This is a genomic window from Myceligenerans crystallogenes (genome assembly GCF_039529775.1).
In the GTDB taxonomy this organism is placed as follows: domain Bacteria; phylum Actinomycetota; class Actinomycetes; order Actinomycetales; family Cellulomonadaceae; genus Myceligenerans; species Myceligenerans crystallogenes.
In genome coordinates, this window is record NZ_BAAANL010000007.1 from 224,486 (window position 1) to 240,844 (window position 16,359).

General features: G+C 73.5%; 15 protein-coding genes. 8 read left to right on the forward strand and 7 right to left on the reverse strand.

The window, feature by feature from the left end; genetic code table 11:
• Positions 1 to 9: 9 nt before the first annotated feature.
• Positions 10 to 2,871 (reverse strand): bifunctional acetate--CoA ligase family protein/GNAT family N-acetyltransferase, encoded by a 2,862-nt coding sequence (locus ABD208_RS17000; RefSeq protein WP_344105179.1) that lies wholly within the window; start codon positions 2,869 to 2,871, stop codon positions 10 to 12.
• Positions 2,872 to 3,036: 165 nt separating this feature from the next.
• Here ABD208_RS17000 and ABD208_RS17005 point away from each other — a divergent pair, with 165 nt between their 5' ends.
• Complete coding sequence (locus ABD208_RS17005; protein ID WP_344105181.1) at positions 3,037 to 3,486, forward strand: peptidase inhibitor family I36 protein; 450 nt, start codon at positions 3,037 to 3,039, stop codon at positions 3,484 to 3,486.
• A 230-nt stretch (positions 3,487 to 3,716) separates the two neighbouring features.
• On the forward strand, positions 3,717 to 6,194 hold the full coding sequence (locus tag ABD208_RS17010; RefSeq protein WP_344105183.1) for a DNA gyrase/topoisomerase IV subunit A: 2,478 nt from the start codon (positions 3,717 to 3,719) through the stop codon (positions 6,192 to 6,194).
• Positions 6,195 to 6,317: 123 nt separating this feature from the next.
• Here ABD208_RS17010 and ABD208_RS17015 read toward each other — a convergent pair whose 3' ends face one another.
• Entirely contained in the window at positions 6,318 to 7,052 is a 735-nt protein-coding gene (locus tag ABD208_RS17015; protein WP_344105185.1) for an alpha/beta fold hydrolase, read from the reverse strand.
• Between the two features lie 103 nt (positions 7,053 to 7,155).
• Here ABD208_RS17015 and ABD208_RS17020 point away from each other — a divergent pair, with 103 nt between their 5' ends.
• Complete coding sequence (locus ABD208_RS17020) at positions 7,156 to 7,587, forward strand: GNAT family N-acetyltransferase (protein WP_344105187.1); 432 nt, start codon at positions 7,156 to 7,158, stop codon at positions 7,585 to 7,587.
• Positions 7,588 to 7,643: 56 nt separating this feature from the next.
• Here the strand turns inward: ABD208_RS17020 and ABD208_RS17025 are convergent, their stop codons facing one another.
• Positions 7,644 to 8,168 (reverse strand): GNAT family N-acetyltransferase, encoded by a 525-nt coding sequence (locus ABD208_RS17025; protein WP_344105189.1) that lies wholly within the window; start codon positions 8,166 to 8,168, stop codon positions 7,644 to 7,646.
• Positions 8,165 to 8,851 (reverse strand): HAD hydrolase-like protein, encoded by a 687-nt coding sequence (locus tag ABD208_RS17030; RefSeq protein ID WP_344105191.1) that lies wholly within the window; start codon positions 8,849 to 8,851, stop codon positions 8,165 to 8,167. Before ABD208_RS17030 ends, ABD208_RS17025 begins: the two co-directional genes overlap by 4 nt.
• 190 nt (positions 8,852 to 9,041) lie before the next feature.
• On the opposite strand from ABD208_RS17030, the gene fgd reads away from it, so the two are divergent.
• Positions 9,042 to 10,043 (forward strand): glucose-6-phosphate dehydrogenase (coenzyme-F420), encoded by a 1,002-nt coding sequence (gene fgd, locus ABD208_RS17035; protein WP_344105193.1) that lies wholly within the window; start codon positions 9,042 to 9,044, stop codon positions 10,041 to 10,043.
• Positions 10,044 to 10,210: 167 nt separating this feature from the next.
• Here the strand turns inward: fgd and ABD208_RS17040 are convergent, their stop codons facing one another.
• Positions 10,211 to 11,104 (reverse strand): lysoplasmalogenase family protein, encoded by an 894-nt coding sequence (locus ABD208_RS17040; protein WP_344105195.1) that lies wholly within the window; start codon positions 11,102 to 11,104, stop codon positions 10,211 to 10,213.
• Between the two features lie 39 nt (positions 11,105 to 11,143).
• Entirely contained in the window at positions 11,144 to 12,337 is a 1,194-nt protein-coding gene (locus ABD208_RS17045; protein WP_344105198.1) for a GNAT family N-acetyltransferase, read from the reverse strand.
• Positions 12,338 to 12,531: 194 nt separating this feature from the next.
• Here ABD208_RS17045 and ABD208_RS17050 point away from each other — a divergent pair, with 194 nt between their 5' ends.
• The 4 genes from ABD208_RS17050 to ABD208_RS17065 all read left to right on the forward strand — a co-directional run bounded on the left by ABD208_RS17050 (position 12,532) and on the right by ABD208_RS17065 (position 15,489).
• Entirely contained in the window at positions 12,532 to 12,948 is a 417-nt protein-coding gene (locus ABD208_RS17050; protein WP_344105200.1) for a TlpA family protein disulfide reductase, read from the forward strand.
• On the forward strand, positions 12,945 to 13,409 hold the full coding sequence (locus ABD208_RS17055; protein WP_344105202.1) for a DUF4395 domain-containing protein: 465 nt from the start codon (positions 12,945 to 12,947) through the stop codon (positions 13,407 to 13,409). Before ABD208_RS17050 ends, ABD208_RS17055 begins: the two co-directional genes overlap by 4 nt.
• A 102-nt stretch (positions 13,410 to 13,511) precedes the next feature.
• Positions 13,512 to 14,480, forward strand: a complete 969-nt coding sequence (locus tag ABD208_RS17060) for an ADP-ribosylglycohydrolase family protein (RefSeq protein ID WP_344105204.1) — start codon at positions 13,512 to 13,514, stop codon at positions 14,478 to 14,480.
• A 124-nt stretch (positions 14,481 to 14,604) separates the two neighbouring features.
• A complete protein-coding gene (locus ABD208_RS17065; protein WP_344105206.1) occupies positions 14,605 to 15,489 on the forward strand; it encodes a lytic polysaccharide monooxygenase in 885 nt (294 codons plus the stop codon).
• 104 nt (positions 15,490 to 15,593) lie between these two features.
• Here ABD208_RS17065 and ABD208_RS17070 read toward each other — a convergent pair whose 3' ends face one another.
• Positions 15,594 to 16,280: an SMI1/KNR4 family protein gene (locus ABD208_RS17070; protein ID WP_344105208.1), complete on the reverse strand. Its 687-nt coding sequence runs from the start codon at positions 16,278 to 16,280 to the stop codon at positions 15,594 to 15,596.
• Positions 16,281 to 16,359 lie beyond the last annotated feature (79 nt).

The following is a 16,359-nucleotide window of genomic DNA, read 5'->3' on the forward strand; positions in this document are numbered from 1 at the left end:
CCACGCGGGTCAGGACAGCGCGCGGCGGAGCGGGTCCGTGCGGCGGGCGGCCTCGCGGAGGCGGATCTCGGCGTGCAGGACGTGCGCGCCCACCTCGCCGACGGTGACCGGGTAGAGCTCCAGGGACTCGAGGTCGGCGAGGTCGTCGGCCATGAGGGAGACGCGGGCCAGGACGTCCTCCAGCGCGCGGACGTCCGCCGGGGGCGCGCCCTGGTAGCCGAAGAGGCGGGCGGCCGTGCGGATGCCGCGGACCATGCGGGCGATGTCGACGCCGGTCAGCGGCGGGACGCCGTAGGAGACGTCGTCCAGGAGATCGGTGGCATCCCCGGCCAGGCCGAACGACACGACCGGGCCGAACAGCTCGTCCTCGCGGCTGCGGATGACGCATGCCACGCCGGGCGGGGCCATGGGCTGGACCTCCAGCAGCGGGTCGACCGCCGGGACCAGCGACGACGCCGCCTCCTGGATCCGGGCGGCGTCCGCGAGCAGCTCGTGCTCCTCGGTGATGTCGAGCTTGACCCCGCCCAGGTCGGTGCGATGCCGCAGCGCGCGCGTGGCCGCCTTGAGGGCGACCGGCCAGCCGAGCTCGGTGGCCGCCGCCACCGCCTCGCCGGGCGTGCGGACCGTCCGCGTCTGCCAGAGCCGGATGCCGTAGCAGGCGAGCAGTTCGGCCGCGCGGGCCTCGTCCAGGCTCACCGGCGCGCCGTCGCCGGCCGGCGGCCCGGCCAGCCAGCCCTCGACGAGCTCGCGGGCCCTGGCCCGCTCCAGTCCGTCGATCCGCACCGGCTCGCCGTGGTCCTGCTCGCGCCAGCGCGCGTACCGGACGACGGCACCCAGCGCCCACACGGCGTCCTCCGGCGTGGCGAACGCGGGCACGCGGACGTCGCCGGAGCGCAGCACCCCGGGCATGCCGTGCAGGCCGAGCATGCTGGCCACCGTGGTGCGTCCCGAGCGGGCGGCCGCGGCGGCGACGGCGTGCGCGATCGCGTCGGACCGGGGGACGACGACGGGTACGTCCACCACCACGACCGCGTCGCAGGCGTCCGGGCCGTAGAGGCCGTCGACCGCGGAGGCGAGATCGTCCCCGGACGCGCCGGGCGGCAGGGCGACGGACCGCGACACCTCCAGCCCGGCCGCCTCGCACGCCTCCGACACGAGCGTCAGCAGCCCCGGCGACCCCGCGAGGATCCCCACCCGGCGCCCCGCGGGCAGCGGCTGATGGGCCACCACCTGGGCGACGTCCATGAGCTGGTGCGTGTTCTCGGCCCGGATCACGCCGGACTGCCGCAGCACCTCGTCCAGCATCCGCCGCGGCGCGCGCGTGGCCCGGACCGCGTGCCCGGGCGGCACCACATGCCCCGAGCGCCCGGCGACCATGACCACCACGGGCTTCTTGGCCGCGAGCCGGCGCGCGATCCGCGAGAACTTGCGCGGGTTCCCGATCGACTCCAGGTAGAGGCACACGACGCCGGTCGCCGGGTCGTCCTGCCAGTACTGCATCAGGTCGTTGCCGGACACGTCCGCCCGGTGCCCCGCCGAGACCAGCGCCGAGACGCCCAGCCCGCGGCGCCGGACCGTCTCCGCCAGCGTCACCGCGGAGGCCGCGGACTGGCAGAACAGCCCCACCACGCCGTCCGGCGGCGCCTGCGCGGCCAACGACGCGCGCAGGCGCGCGCCCGGCGCGTTCGTCACGATCCCGTACGACGCCGGGCCCACGACCCGCATCCCCGCGGCGTGCGCGACCCGGACCAGCTCGCGCTGCCGGGCGAGCCCGGCCTCCCCGGTCTCGGCGTACCCGGCGGACAGGACGACGACGCCGCGAGCGCCCTTCGCCGCCGCGCGCCACACGGCGTCCACGGCCGCGGCGGGCGGCGCGGCGACGAGCAGGAGGTCGACGTCGCCGACGTCGTCCCAGGTCCGGGCCCAGACGATGCCCGTCGCGGAGGCGTCGCCCGCTGTCCGCGCCGCGGGGCTCCCCGGCACGGGGCCCGGGGTCGCAAGGACGGTGAGGTGGGTGTCGCCCGGGTCCGTGCCGTGGGACTCGATCACCCGCGCCGCCTGGAGGGACTCCAGGCCCGCGTCCGGTGTTCCCGGCCCGACCAGCAGGATGCGGCGGGCGCCCAGCAGGCCCACCATGGAGACCGACTCCGCGCGCTGCTCGCGGTCCGCCATGACCGCGCGGGAGCGGTCGGTGGGGTCGAGGTCCACGCCCACGGTGACCACGCCGTCGTCGAGGTGCTGCTCCGTGGCGTAGCCAGCCTCGCGGAAGACGCCGAGCATGGCGCGGTTCTGCGGGAGCACCTCGGCGGTGAAGCGGCGGACCCCGAGCTCGCGCGCGACGTCGGCGACGTGTTCCAGGAGCACGGAGCCGAGGCCGCGGCCCTGCATGGAGTCGGCGACGTTGAACGCCACCTCGGCGGTCCGCGGCGCGGATCCGGGCAGGACGTCGAAGCGGGCGACGCCGAGGATCTCCTCGCCGGTGCCCGCGAGCGTGCCGTACGACGTCGTCGGGCTGCTCGCCTCCGGCGTCGTCCCGGCGGGCGGCCCTGCCTCGGCATCCGGTGCCGACGGCGCGGCCGGGACCGCCGGGACGGCCGCGGGGCGGACCGCGACGAGCGCGACGCGCTCGGCGTGGTCGACCTGGACGAACTGCCGCAGCATCCGCGCCGGAATCCGGTCCAGCGCGGCGAAGAAGCGGTAGTAGGTGGAGCGCTCGGACTGGGCCATCTGGAAGCGCTGGAGCGCGTCGGCGTCCCCGGGGCGGATCGGGCGCAGGTGGGTGGTGGTGCCGTCGCGCAGCACGACATCGGCCTCCCACTGGTGCGGATACGGGGCCGCGGCACGTTCCGCCCCCGTGACGTCGTCGCTCACGATGCCAGGCTAACCGGGGTCTCTGACACCCGGATCCGAGCAGCCGCAGCACGGCTCCGGCCCCAGGTCCGGGCGGGTGAATTCCTCTCAAGGCGTGATCCGGAATCGTGTAATGTCCCCGATTGCGGGGCGCGATCGTGCGGACCGCTAGAGGATGGAGAATCGATGCGCAAGAACACCCTCGTCCGCCGGATCGCGGCGACCGCCGCGGCGGTGACGATGCTGGGGGCCGCCATGGTCGCCGTGCCGACGTCCGCTCAGGCCGCCGTGACCTGCAGCTACGGCAACGTGTGCTTCTACTACTACAAGAACCTCGCGGGTGCCGCCCGCTCCTACTCGGCGTCGGACAAGAGCATGTACGACGAGCGGTTCAACCGGGGTGGGACGAGCGCGGCCGGCTACGGCGTACGGGTCGAGAACCACTCGTCGTCGGTGTACAACCGCACGGGCCAGCGGGTGCTCATGTTCAAGAACCGCGGCTGCTACGAGAACAACGAGTACGCCCTGGCGATCCCGCACGGTGCGGCCGGCAACTTCGCCGACACGGACTACCCGGGCTACGACAACAACATCGCCTCGGTGAAGATCGGCTCGGGCCGCTGCATCAACCGCTGACGGCTCATCGCGTCACCGGCGCCGGGTCCCGCCTCGCGCGGGCCCGGCGTCGTCGTCCCTGAGCCGCCGCCGTCCGGAGCGCCGGGCCACGTGGCGCGCGGTCCGCGCCACGGCACGGTTCACGGGGCGTGTCGGTGGGTCGGGGTAAGTTTGGCTCCGTCACCCCGGGCCCTGCCGGCGACCGGCACGTGACGCTCCCGTCCGCCGACCCCGCAGGAGTTCCCTCAGCCATGGCGCGCAAGCCGTCCCCCGCCCCGCTCGACGAGAGCGAGATCCACGAGACGATCGTCGACATCGACGTCTCGGCGGAGATGGAGGCGTCGTACCTCGAGTACGCGTACTCCGTGATCTACAGCCGCGCCCTGCCGGACGCGCGCGACGGCCTCAAGCCGGTGCAGCGCCGCATCCTCTACACGATGGCGGACATGGGCCTGCGGCCCGATCGCGCGCACGTGAAGTCGTCGCGCGTGGTCGGCGAGGTGATGGGCAAGCTGCACCCGCACGGCGACGCGCCGATCTACGACGCCCTGGTGCGCCTCGCACAGGACTTCTCGCTGCGGCTGCCGCTCGTGGACGGTCACGGCAACTTCGGTTCGCTGGACGACGGCCCGGCGGCCTCCCGGTACACCGAGGCCCGGCTCGCGGCACCATCCATCGCGATGACCGCGGACCTGGACGAGGACGTCGTCGACTTCGTCCCCAACTACGACAACAAGCTGACCCAGCCGTCCGTGCTGCCGTCGGCGATCCCGAACCTGCTGGTCAACGGCGCATCCGGGATCGCGGTCGGGATGGCGACGAACATGCCGCCGCACAACCTGGTCGAGGTGGTGGCCGCGGCCCAGCACCTGCTGAAGAAGCCGGACGCGACACTCGAGGACATCCAGCAGTTCGTGCCCGGGCCGGACCTGCCCGGCGGCGGCAAGATCGTGGGCCTGGAGGGCATCCGGGACGCCTACCGCACCGGCCGCGGCACGTTCCGCACGCGCGCGACGGCGCGGATCGAGAACATCACGCCCCGCCGGCGCGGCATCATCGTGACCGAGCTGCCGTACACCGTGGGCCCGGAGAAGGTGATCGAGAAGGTCGCCGACGGCGTCAAGACGAAGAAGATCCAGGGCGTCACCTCCATCCAGGACCTCACCGACCGGCACCACGGCCTGCGCATGGTGGTGGAGGTCAAGGCGGGCTTCGAGCCGGAGGCCGTCCTGGAGCAGCTGTACCGGACGACGCCGCTGGAGGACTCGTTCGGCATCAACAACGTCACGCTCGTGGACGGCCAGCCGCGCACGCTCGGCCTGCTGGAGCTGCTGCGGGTCTGGGTGGAGCACCGCATCGGCGTCGTCCGGCGGCGGTCGCAGTACCGCCTGCGCAAGCGCACCGAGCGGCTGCACCTGGTCCAGGGCCTGCTGATCGCGATCGTCGACATCGACGAGGTCATCCAGGTGATCCGCACGTCCGACGACGCGACGATCGCGCGGGACCGGCTGATGGGCGTCTTCGACCTGTCGGAGGCGCAGGCGGGGTACATCCTGGACCTGCAGCTGCGCCGGCTGACCCGGTTCTCGCGGATCGAGCTGGAGCGGGAGCGGGACGAGCTGCTGGAGGAGATCGCCAAGCTGGAGGAGATCCTCGGCTCGGACACGGTGCTGCGACGGCTCGTCTCGAAGGAGATGGGTGAGGTCGCCAGGCTCTACGGGACGCCGCGCCGCACCGTGCTGCTCGACGCCGAGGGCGGGGCCGTCGGGTCCGCCGCGCAGGCGCCCGCCCGCAAGAAGGGCGACATCTCCGACCTCGACCTGCAGGTCAAGGACCTGCCGACGCGGGTCCTGCTGTCCTCGACCGGCCTGCTGGCGCGGCTGGCCGACGACGCGCCGGTGGTGCGCGAGGGCGGGCGCGCGGCGCACGACGCCCTGCTCGCGGACGCGGCGTCGTCGACCCGGGCGGAGATCGGCCTGGTCACGAGCGCCGGGCGCGCCCTGCGTGTCCCCGTGATCGACCTGCCGGTCCTGCCGCCCGTCGCGGGCGCGCCGTCCGTGTCCGGCGGGTTGCCGATCGCCGAGCTGGTGTCGCTGCAGCCGGGCGAGGAGGTGCTCGGCATCATGCCGCTCGCCGAGGGCTCGCCGACCCTCGCACTCGGCACCCGCTCCGGCGTGGTCAAACGCGTCGTGGCCGGTGACGTGCCGAAGAACGGCGACGACTGGCCGGTCATCGGCCTCAAGGACGGCGACGAGGTGGTCGGCGCCGCGCTGGTCACGGACGACGACGAGCTGGTGTTCGTCGCGTCGGACTCGAACCTGCTGCACTTCCCCGCCTCGGTGGTACGTCCGCAGGGCCGCGCGGGCGGCGGCATGGCGGGCATCAAGCTGGGCACGGACCAGCGGGTCGTGTTCTTCGGCGCGGTGCGGGCCGGTACGGAAGCGTCCGTGGTCACGATCGCCGGAGCCTCGGACGCGCTCCCGGGCGTCGAGGCCGCCATGGGCAAGGTGACCCCGTTCGCCCTCTACCCGGGCAAGGGCCGCGCCACGGGCGGCGTCCGCTCCCAGCGCTTCCTCAAGGGCTTCGACGCCCTGACCTTCGCCTGGGTGGGCGCCAACCCGCCCCGGGCCCTGGGCGCGGGCGGCCAGCCGGTGGACCTCCCGGAACCGGACGACCGCCGCGACGGCTCGGGCGTCCCCCTGGAAACCCCGGTCACCACGATCGGCTGACGCGGCGCAGCCAGGCCGGCCGCGGCGTACGTGCGCGATCCGTCGCGTCCTTCCGGACGGGACGGATCGCGGCCGCTCGGGTGACCGGTCGCGCGACCGCGTCGGCTCCCGGGGAAACTGCCGCTACCGCTCGCGGCCGATCGACGCGGCCAGCACTTCCCCGAGTTCGCGGGGCCTGGTGAACATCGGCCAGTGGCCCGTGGGGAGCTCGATGATCTCGACGTCCCGCAGGGTCGCCAGTTCCTTGGTGTACGGGGAGTTCTCCGCCAGGAGGTGGTCGATCATCGCGGCCGGGCCCGGGAAGTCGCCCCAGGTCTCGCAGGCGATCACCGTCGCGGGGATGGCGCGCCGGGCGTCGTCGTGGGTGAGGCTGATCGGGTCGAAGAACACGCCCTTCGGTTCCGGGAGCGCGCGGGCGCGGAAGTCCTCGAGCGCGGCGTCGTCGAGGCCCTCCAGGTCGGGCGCCTGGAACAGGTCCCACGCCGGCAGCGGCACCGACTCGCCGACCACGGGGAACTGGTCGTTGACGATCGAGCCGTCCGACGGCAGCACGGCGTCCACGTAGACGAGCCGCGCGACCGCCGCCGCCCGCAGGTCCGCCGCACCCGTGATCACGTTCGCCCCCGCGGAGTGGCCGACCAGCACGACCCGGCCGCCCTCCGCCGTGAGCTCGTCGATCCTGGCGACCACCGCGTCGACATGGGTTCGCAGCCCGATGCCCGCCTGGTCGGCGTCGGGCGACTCCTTTCCGGGCAGCGTCATCGGATGGACGGTGTGCCCGGCCTCGACGAGCGACGGTACGACGGCGGCCCAGGCGGAGGCGTCCAGCCAGGCCCCGGGAACGAGGATGATGTGCATGCCACGCACGCTACGCCGGGTGTCCGACACGCGCTCCGCCCCAGGTGCCCGCCCGGCGGAAATGCCCGTGATCCCGGCCCGGCGGCGTGGTTGACTGCCCCGCATGGTCACCGAGACGTCGTCGTACGAGTTCACCGCCGACACCGCCCGCATCGACCCCGCCCGCGTGCACGGCCTGCTCGCGGAGTACGCCTACTGGGCGGCGGGCCGTCCCCGCGAACTGCAGGACCGGGCGATCGCGAACTCGCGCAACTACGGGATCCTCGCGGCGAGCGGTGAGCTGATCGGCTACGCCCGCGTCGTCACGGACCTGGCCAACTTCGCCTGGCTGGCGGACGTGATCGTCGACCCGCACCACCGCCGCCGCGGCCTGGCCCGCGAGCTGATCCGGTTCGTCCTGGCCGACCTGCGGCCCTACGACCTCAGGCGCATCGTGCTGAAGGCCTCCCCCGAGGGCCGCGGCCTGTACGAGGAACTCGGCTGGAAGCGCCTGGACGACCCGGACGACTGGCTGGGCCTGGGCCCGGATGCCTGAGCCGCCGGGCCCCTCGCCCAGCGGCCCGGGCTCCGGCCCGCGACGTGCCCGGCAGGTCAGAGATCCTTCCCGTACCAGTGCTCCGCGTACGGCCCGTCGTCGAACGGCGCGATCTCGTCGTAGCCGAGCCGGCGGTACAGGGCTCGTGCCTCCACGAGGTCGCGGCGCGTGTCCAGCACCATCCGCGTGGCGCCCAGCTCGCGCGCGACCTGCTCGACGGCGGCCACCAGAAACGCCGCTCCCCCGCGCCCCCGGTAGGCCGGCCGCAGGAAGACGCGCTTGAGCTCCGCCGTGGTCGCGTCCCTGAGCCGTGTGCCCGCCATGCCGGCCGGTTCCCCGTCGCACCGCACGACGAGCAGCACGCCCGCGGGCGGCACGAGCCCGTCGCCCGTGTCGGCCGCGATCTCACGCTCCAGGTCCGCGGGATCCGTGTCGGTACCGTGCTCGCGCTGGTGCCAGCGGTCGCTGACCTCGGTGTAGTACTCGCGCCAGAGGGCGCGGGCCACGGCGGAGGTGAGCGGTTCGGCGGTGAAGCTCCAGGCCGGCTGCGCGCCCCCGGCCCTGTCGTCGGTGGGGTTCATGCCGTCAGCAGCCCCCGCAGTTCCCCGGCGGAGCCGACGACGACGGCCGCGCCCGCCTCCTCGAGCTCGCCCGGGCTGCCGTAGCCCCAGGCGACGCCGATCGTCGGGATCCCGTTGGCCGCGGCCGCGCGGACGTCGTGCTCCCGGTCGCCGACCATCACCGCGGCCGCGCCCGCCTGGTCGCCGCCGGACGCCGCGAGGGCCCGCGCGATCACCTTCTCCTTGCCCTCGTGGTTGCCCGCCCCTTCCATGGCCGGGCCGAACACGCCGGCGATCCCGCCGCTGAGGTAGGCGTCGAGCCCGAAGTGCCGCACCACCTGCTCCGCGTAGGGCTGCGGCTTGGCGGTCGCGACGACCCGGGTGACCCCCACGTCGGCGAGCGCGGTCAGGAGCTCGGGGACGCCGTCGAACACGGAGTTGTCGAGCATGCCGCCGCCCTCGTACTCGCGCCGGTACACCTCGATCGCGGCCTCGGCCTGCTCGTGGGTGAGCCCGGACCGGTGGAACGACAGGCCCAGCGGCGGTCCGACGAACCCGCGCAGGTGCTCGTCGTCGGGCACCGGCAGGCCGATCTCGGCGAACGCGACGCGCAGCGACGCGAGCACGCCGGGCGCGGAGTCGGTGAGGGTGCCGTCGAGGTCCAGAAGGACGTGCGTGGGGCGGGAGGGCAAGGCGATCGTCACGACGCCAGCGTAGATGTCCGACGACGCCCGCCGCCCGGAAATTCCGTGCGTCCTGTGGATGGCGGACGACGTCGGCGGCCGTTCGCGGGAACGGCTCCGCGCCCGGCAGCGGGTCCGTGCCGGGGCGCAGGTCGTGGCTGTGATCCGTGACACGGGGGCCCGTGTCGGTCACGGAGCGTAGGGTCGCGTTGTGACTCTCAAGATCGGCTACAAGGCATCAGCGGAGCAGTTCGGGCCCCGGGACCTCGTGGACTTCACGGTCCTCGCGGAGGAGACCGGGCTGGACAGCGCGTGGATCTCGGACCACTTCCTGCCGTGGCGGGAGAAGGGCGGGCACGCGCCGTCGTCCCTGGCATGGCTGGGCGCGGCGGGCGAGCGGACCGAGCGCATCACGCTCGGCACGAGCGTGCTGACGCCCACGTTCCGGTACAACCCCGCGGTGATCGCGCAGACGTTCGCGACGCTCGCGCTGCTGACCGAGGGGCGCGTGATCCTCGGTGTCGGCACGGGCGAGGCCCTGAACGAGATCGCGGTGAGCGGTATGGAGTGGCCGGAGATGAAGGAGCGGTTCGCGCGGCTGCGCGAGTCGGTGCAGCTGATACGGCGGCTGTGGACCGAGGAGTCGGTGGACTTCGACGGCGAGTACTACACGCTGGTGGGGGCCACGATCTACGACCGGCCCGAGACGCCGGTGCCGGTGTACGTCGCGGCGGGCGGGCCGATGGTGGCGCGGTACGCGGGGCGCGCGGGTGACGGGTTCATCTGCACGTCCGGCAAGGGCATGGAGCTGTACACGGAGAAGCTGCTGCCGGGCGTCGCGGAGGGCGCGGCCCAGGCGGAGCGCGACGTCGCGGGGATCGACAAGGTGCTGGAGCTGAAGATCTCCTACGACCGCGATCCGGCCGCCGCTCGGGAGAACACGCGGTTCTGGGCGCCGCTGTCGCTGACGCCGGAGCAGAAGCACAGCGTGACGTCGGCCGCGGAGATGGAACGGCTCGCGGACGAGCTGCCGATCGAGCAGATCGCGAAGCGCTGGATCGTGGCGTCGGAGCCCGAGGAGGCCGTCGAGATGATCCGGCCGTACGTCGACGCGGGGCTGAACCACCTGGTGGTGCACGGGCCGGGACACGACCAGCGGCGGTTCCTGACGCAGTTCGGCGAGGACGTGCTGCCGCTGCTGAAAGCGCTCTGAGGCGGCGGCCGGAGGGCTGACGCTCTCGCCCCGGGCAACCCCGCCGGCCCGCCGCACGATCGGCGGCGGGCCTGGCGACGGCGGGCCGGAAGGCAGCGGGCCGGGCGGCGGCGGGCGCTGCCCCGGCCCGCGAGCACGCCGCTCCCGGGCCGGCGCGGAGCGTCCCGTCAGCGCAGCACGCGCCGCAGCACGCCCACGACGATCAGCGCCTGCGCCACCCCGTAGGTGGTCATGACCAGCACGCCGGACCACATCGCGAACGGCTCCCACATCACCGCGGCCGTGAAGCTCGTCAGGGCGATCACGGCGTCGGACACCAGGAAGACGATCGCGCCGATGCCCGCGAGCCGGTGCACGCCCCACGCGAGGATCGCCATGGTGCAGATCACCGCGCAGTACACGATCAGCCCGGCGAGGTACGCCGCCCCGGACGCGCCGCTCGCCACCAGCTGGGGAGCGCAGGCCCCCACGACCGCGAGCCCCACGACGCCGTACGCCGCCACGACCGGCACCCGCCGCACGGGCGAGGACGCCGCGAACGGCCGGAACGCGAGCACGTACGCCACCTGGGCCAGCAGGAACGGCCCGATCATGGCCAGGAACGTGAGGTCCGGCGGCACGAGACCGGGCGCCGTGTCCCCGGCCCAGCCCAGGCCGAGCGCCAGGAACACCAGCAGCACGAGCCGCGGCCGCTCCCTCGGCTTGCCCGCGAGCCGGTACGGCGGCGTGGCCAGGAAGAACGTCAGTGCCAGCAGCGGCATCATCACGGACTGCGTGACCCGCGGCAGATCGACGCCGACGCCCGCCACCACGACCGGATCCAGCAGCCCGAGATACGGCATGACCAGCACCAGGTGCGCCAGCGTGACCAGCACGTACGCCGCGCCCGCCAGCCGTGCGGCCCGGGTGGGCAGCAGCCGGTCCACCGCGAGCCGGGCCCGCTCGCGCCGGTCCCCCACCCAGCCCGGCAGCACGGGCGTACCGACCGGTCCGTCCTCGGCGTCGTCAGGAATCCGCCCCGGCCGGTCGTCCCCGGGCTCGTGCACGTCGTCGTACCTCACGTCCGGAGACTACTGCCCTTCACGCCGCGCGATCCGGATTCACACCTCGATCGACCACATGCGCGAGCCGTCGAGCTTCTCGTAGCCCAGGCCGGCGTACAGGCCGAGCGCGCCGGTCGGGTTCGCGGTGTCCACGTCGAGCAGGGCGTATTGCATCCCGTCGCCGGCCATCGCACGCAGGCCCGCGGCGAGCGCCGCCCGCGCCAGGCCCCTGCCCCGGTAGGCGCGCCGCGCCCCGACGTTCTCCGAGTACCCGAACGTGAAGCCGCGCACTGCGAAGTCCTGCTCGTACCGTGCCGCCCAGTTGTAGGCGACGACGAGCGGCTGCCCGGCGCGGAGGGCCGCGGCGGTCTCCTCGTCGGTGTCGGGCGAGGCGAGCAGCGCGTCCACGTCCGGCGCGTCGTCGACCACCAGCCACGTCCACGGCGCCATGAACTGGTCGCGGTCCTCGGCCCAGGTCACCTGGCTCTGGGGCTGGCTGCCCCAGTGGTCGCGGAACGCGTCGTTCCGCGCGAGGCGCGCGGGTTCGTCGAGCTCGGGCGTCCAGGCCACGAGCCGCAGGCTGCTGCCCGACGACGACGGCGCGGCCGCGCCGGCGTGTGCGGACGACGCCGCGCCGGCCTCCTGACCGGGGATCACGGGTTCGGGGATCGGCTGCGCAAGGTCGCGGCCGAGGCACGAGTAGTAGCGCCGCACGGCGAACCCGGCGTGCTCGTAGAGACGGACCCGGGACGCGGGCGCGTCGTCCTCGGAGTGCACCGCGATCCAGGCCGGGACCCGCTCGCCCGCGAGGTGGGAGGTCGCGAGCTTCTGGCGGGCCCGCGCGATCCCCCAGGCCATCAGCTCACGGCCGATCCCCTCGCCCCGCCGGCCCGGGTGCACGCCACCCCAGACGAAGGCGCGGGCCGCGGTGCGGTCACCGGGCCGGACGTCGGCCTGGGCGAAGGCGCGCAGGACGCCGTCGTCGTCGAACCCGAGCAGGAAATCGGCGTCGAGATCGCGGTAGCCGGCGGCGAGGGTCTCCTCGACCTCGTCGAGCGAGACCCGGAACGGCTCGCCGTCCGCGGCGGAGACCTGGTCCTGGAGTGCGTGGAGCGCGCCGGCGTCGTCACGACGCGCGCCGCGCCAGGTGAGGGCACCGGCGGTGACGGGCGGCAGGGTGGCGGGTGCGGCGGCGCGCTCGGCGACGGTCGTGGTCGGCAGGGCGGTTTCGACGGGCTCGGCGAGGCTCATCCAGCCACGGTAATTCCCCGGCACCGGTGAGCTCACGCCATTTTCCGGGCATTGCCGAACCCGTGCGCGGACAGGCTCTCACCCTGCTGGGTTGCCCTGGCGTCTCATAGTCCAGGACGATACGTTCAGAAGAAATCGTCGATGTATGCTAGCCGCACCCCGGACGAGCCGGGGCGGAAATTCCGGGGTGAACCATGGAACTCGGGCTGCTGGCCGGCGTCGTCGTGCTGAGCGTCGTGATCGGCGTCGTCTGGTCGCGGCGGCAGGGCGTCGTGCGCGGCCCCCGGGCCGACGGCGCCCAGGCGCCGGTGGACTGGGCGGGCCGCGGCGTGCTGCTCGGGGAACGGACGACGTTCGTGCAGTTCTCGGCTCAGGTGTGCGCGGCCTGCCGCTCGACGGCGCGCGTGCTGGGGACGATGTCGGCGCCGGGCAGCGGCGTGGCGCACCACGAGATCGACGTCGAGGACGACCTCGCTCTGACCGGCTCCCTCGGGATCCTGCGCACGCCGACCACGCTCGTGCTCGACGGCGACGGCCGCGAGGTGGCGCGGATGAGCGGCGCCGTGACGCCGGCCCAGGCCCGCGAGGCCCTGACGAGAGGAACGACATGACCGCGGCGGAGCCGACACCGAAGACCCCCGGATCCATCGACCCGCGCGGCCCGCGCGTCGGCGCGGGGATCACGGCCGTCCTGCTCGCGGTCGTGATCGCGCTCGGCGGCACGCCCGCCGGGCTGATCCTGCTCACGATCGTCGCGCTGAGCTTCCTGCTCGGCACGATCCGCGGCGCCGAGGGCACCTGGCAGGGCTGGGTCTACCGCACCCTCGTGCGTCCCCGGCTCGGCGCCCCCGCCGAACTCGAGGACCGCCGGCCCCCGCGCTTCGCCCAGCTGATCGGCCTGATCGTGGCCGCCGTCGGCGTCGTCCTCGGCGTCGCCGGGCTGCTGACCGCGGTGCCGATCGCCGCCGCGGTGGCCCTGATCGCCGCTCTCCTGAACGCGGTCTTCGGCCTCTGCCTCGGCTGCGAGCTCTACCTCGTCCTGCGCCGCTGGAGCGTGATCCGCGCGGCATAACGCGCGCGACGGACCGGACCCGGATACACGTTCAGTACTGCCGGGCCGGCTGCGGCGCCGGCAGGGTCGCCTGGCGCCGCATACCTGCGGAAAGATCGCCTGATGAACCTCACTCCTGACCAGACCGACCGAGCCCGCGGCGTCCTCCTCGCCGCGGCCTGCGGGGACGCCCTCGGCGCGGGCTACGAGTTCGGGTCCGCACCCTTGGGCGACCACCCGGAGATGATCGGTGGCGGCCTGGGCGACTTCGCCCCCGGCGAATGGACCGACGACACGTCGCAGCTGTACGCGATCGCACTGGTCGCGGCCACCGGCGCCGACCTGCGCACGTCCGGCGCGCTGGACGATGTCGCGGCCGGGTTTCTCCGCTGGTACGCGGGCAACCCGCCCGACGTCGGCATCCAGACGAGCCAGATCCTTGCGGCGGCCGCGCCGACGCCGTCGGCCGCCGCCATGACCCGGCACGCGGCGGACCACTTCGCGCGCACCGGCCGGGCGGGCGGAAACGGGTCGCTGATGCGTACCGCACCGGTCGCGCTGGCACACCTGGACGACCCGCGGGCGCTTGTCGAGGCGGCGACGGCGGTTTCCGCGCTGACGCACGCCGACCCGCAGGCGATGCAGGCCTGTGCCCTGTGGTGCCTGGCGATCCGGGAGAGCGTCCTGAGCGGCCGGCTGCCCGATCTGCGGTCGCTCGTGGCGTACCTGCCCGAGTCCTCACACACGTTCTGGAACGAGCGGATCACCGAGGCCGAGGCGTCCGAGCCCGGGCGCTTCCGCCCCAACGGGTGGGCCGTGGCCGCGTTGCAAGCAGCCTGGTCCGCGATCGTCCGCACCCCTGTGCCCGACGCCGGACCAGCCGGCCACCTGGTCGCCGCCCTGGAGACCGCCATCCGGATCGGCGACGACACCGACACCGTGGCAGCCATCGCCGGAGCACTCCTCGGCGCCCGCTGGGGCGCGTCGGCAGTGCCCGGCGAGTGGCGCCGCATCGTGCACGGCTGGCCGGGCGACACCGCCGACGGGTTGGTCCGGCTCGCGCACCTCGCCGTCGACCCGAGCGAGCGGTGAGCGACGCGATCATCCGCTCCCTCGGGCGAAACGTTTTCACCCCTAGGCTCTGCCAGGTATGTGGACATACGGTCACGGCGCACAGGACAGATCCATCGGACTACCCGATTGAGGTGACCCGAACATGAGATCCATCGCGCTACCCCGCACCCCGCGGTCCGTCGCCGGGCGGTTGCTGCTGACCGTTCTGGCGGTCCTCGCCCTCGCGTTCACGGTGCTCGTCGCCGCGCCGCAGCCGTCCGCCGAGGCTCACGGGTGGATCGTCAGCCCGGCCAGCCGCCAGGACCTCTGCTACACCGGCGCGGTCAGCAACTGCGGCCCGGTCCAGTACGAGCCCTGGAGCGTCGAGGCTCCCAAGGGTTCGACGCAGTGCTCCGGAGGCGGCCGCTTCCGCGAGCTCGACAACGAGTCCATCGCCTGGCCGCGCCAGGCGGTCAGCACCAACCAGACGTTCACCTGGGACATCGTGGCCAACCACGCGACGTCGACCTGGGAGTACTTCGTGGACGGCCGGTTGCACACGACCATCAACGACGGCGGGAAGCTCCCGCCTGACACGGTCACGCACCAGATCTCGAACCTGCCGACGGGCAACCACAAGATCTTCGTCCGGTGGAACATCGCCGACACGGTCAACGCGTTCTACGCCTGCATCGACGCGTACATCACGCCCGGCGGCGCTCCGGCACCGACGACGGCCCCGCCCACGACCACCCCGCCCCCGACGGGCGGCAGCGGCAGCTGCACAGCGGCCCTGACGGTCGCCAACTCGTGGTCCGGCGGCTACCAGGCCAGCGTCACGGTGACGGCCGGCTCGAGCGGCGTCGACGGCTGGACGACGACGCTTCCGTCGGGTGTGTCGATCACCCAGGTCTGGAACGGCAGCGCGAACGGGAACACCGTCAGCGACGTCGGCTGGAACGGGAAACTCGGCGCCGGGCAGTCGACGACGTACGGGTTCATCGCGAACGGCAGCCCGCCGTCGAGCGCGGTGTCGTGCAGCAGCTGATGGCTTGACGAAAGGCCCCGGCCCCCGCGAGAGGGCCGGGGTCGCTCACCAGACATCGTCCGCGCCGCGTGAGACGGCCGAAGGGGCCCGCTCGGCCAGGCTCCTCATCCGGAACGCGAGGTCAGCAGCCGCCGAAGCAAGGAGCGGTGAACCAGTCGCCCGCCGTCGGCGATCCCCACGCCGCTCTCCGCCCTCTGCAGCCACTGCAGGTAGTGGTCGTAGAAGCTGTCGGAGACCGGAAGAATCTCATGAGCCATCGTGCGAACGTGTCCCCGCTGCGGTCCGGAGACGACGAGCCAGGTCTCCCAGCCACAGCCCTGCTGTCCAAGGGGGATACAGCCCCGGAACCGGCGTGAGAAGGCCTCCTCATCCAGGTCACGGAACGCCTCCTGCGCGGCGGCATGGCTCACGTCATCGGGGAAGTCGGCTCGTTGCGGTCCGACTTCGGGAACCTCGCTCCAGGCGTCGTCGACTTCTTCCGCGGTCAGCGCGGACCGGTGGATCTCGTCCAGGAGGGTGTCGACGTGGCCCCAGTGCCAGATCCCGCGTTCCTTGCGTAGGACCTCCATGCCGTAGCCGGGACCCGCGCCACCTGCGCCCACCTCGACCAGGAACGAGCGGTACTCCTCCGGGAGCGCGGCACCGAACTGTGCCTCTGCTTCTCGAACTTGCTCCATGGTCAGGGGCGGCGCCAGAACGAATCGATGACCACTGGCACCGAAGGTCGCCAGACTCCGGTCGCGTCGTCGCAGCCGCGAGACCCGCTCGCGCACACCATGCCAGTTCGCCATCTCACCCACTCGCGGTCGACATCGAAAGACGGCCCAGCCATTCGGCGCCGACGGGCACTCTCGATCCGCACCCGTCGTC

Coding starts and splice junctions, on each gene's coding strand:
- ABD208_RS17005 (WP_344105181.1), top strand. CDS start 3,037: ATGCGCAAGAACACCCTCGTCCGCCGGATCGCGGCGACCGCCGCGGCG.
- ABD208_RS17010 (WP_344105183.1), top strand. CDS start 3,717: ATGGCGCGCAAGCCGTCCCCCGCCCCGCTCGACGAGAGCGAGATCCAC.
- ABD208_RS17015 (WP_344105185.1), bottom strand. CDS start 7,052: ATGCACATCATCCTCGTTCCCGGGGCCTGGCTGGACGCCTCCGCCTGG.
- ABD208_RS17020 (WP_344105187.1), top strand. CDS start 7,156: ATGGTCACCGAGACGTCGTCGTACGAGTTCACCGCCGACACCGCCCGC.
- ABD208_RS17025 (WP_344105189.1), bottom strand. CDS start 8,168: ATGAACCCCACCGACGACAGGGCCGGGGGCGCGCAGCCGGCCTGGAGC.
- ABD208_RS17045 (WP_344105198.1), bottom strand. CDS start 12,337: ATGAGCCTCGCCGAGCCCGTCGAAACCGCCCTGCCGACCACGACCGTC.
- ABD208_RS17050 (WP_344105200.1), top strand. CDS start 12,532: ATGGAACTCGGGCTGCTGGCCGGCGTCGTCGTGCTGAGCGTCGTGATC.
- ABD208_RS17055 (WP_344105202.1), top strand. CDS start 12,945: ATGACCGCGGCGGAGCCGACACCGAAGACCCCCGGATCCATCGACCCG.
- ABD208_RS17060 (WP_344105204.1), top strand. CDS start 13,512: ATGAACCTCACTCCTGACCAGACCGACCGAGCCCGCGGCGTCCTCCTC.
- ABD208_RS17065 (WP_344105206.1), top strand. CDS start 14,605: ATGAGATCCATCGCGCTACCCCGCACCCCGCGGTCCGTCGCCGGGCGG.
- ABD208_RS17070 (WP_344105208.1), bottom strand. CDS start 16,280: ATGGCGAACTGGCATGGTGTGCGCGAGCGGGTCTCGCGGCTGCGACGA.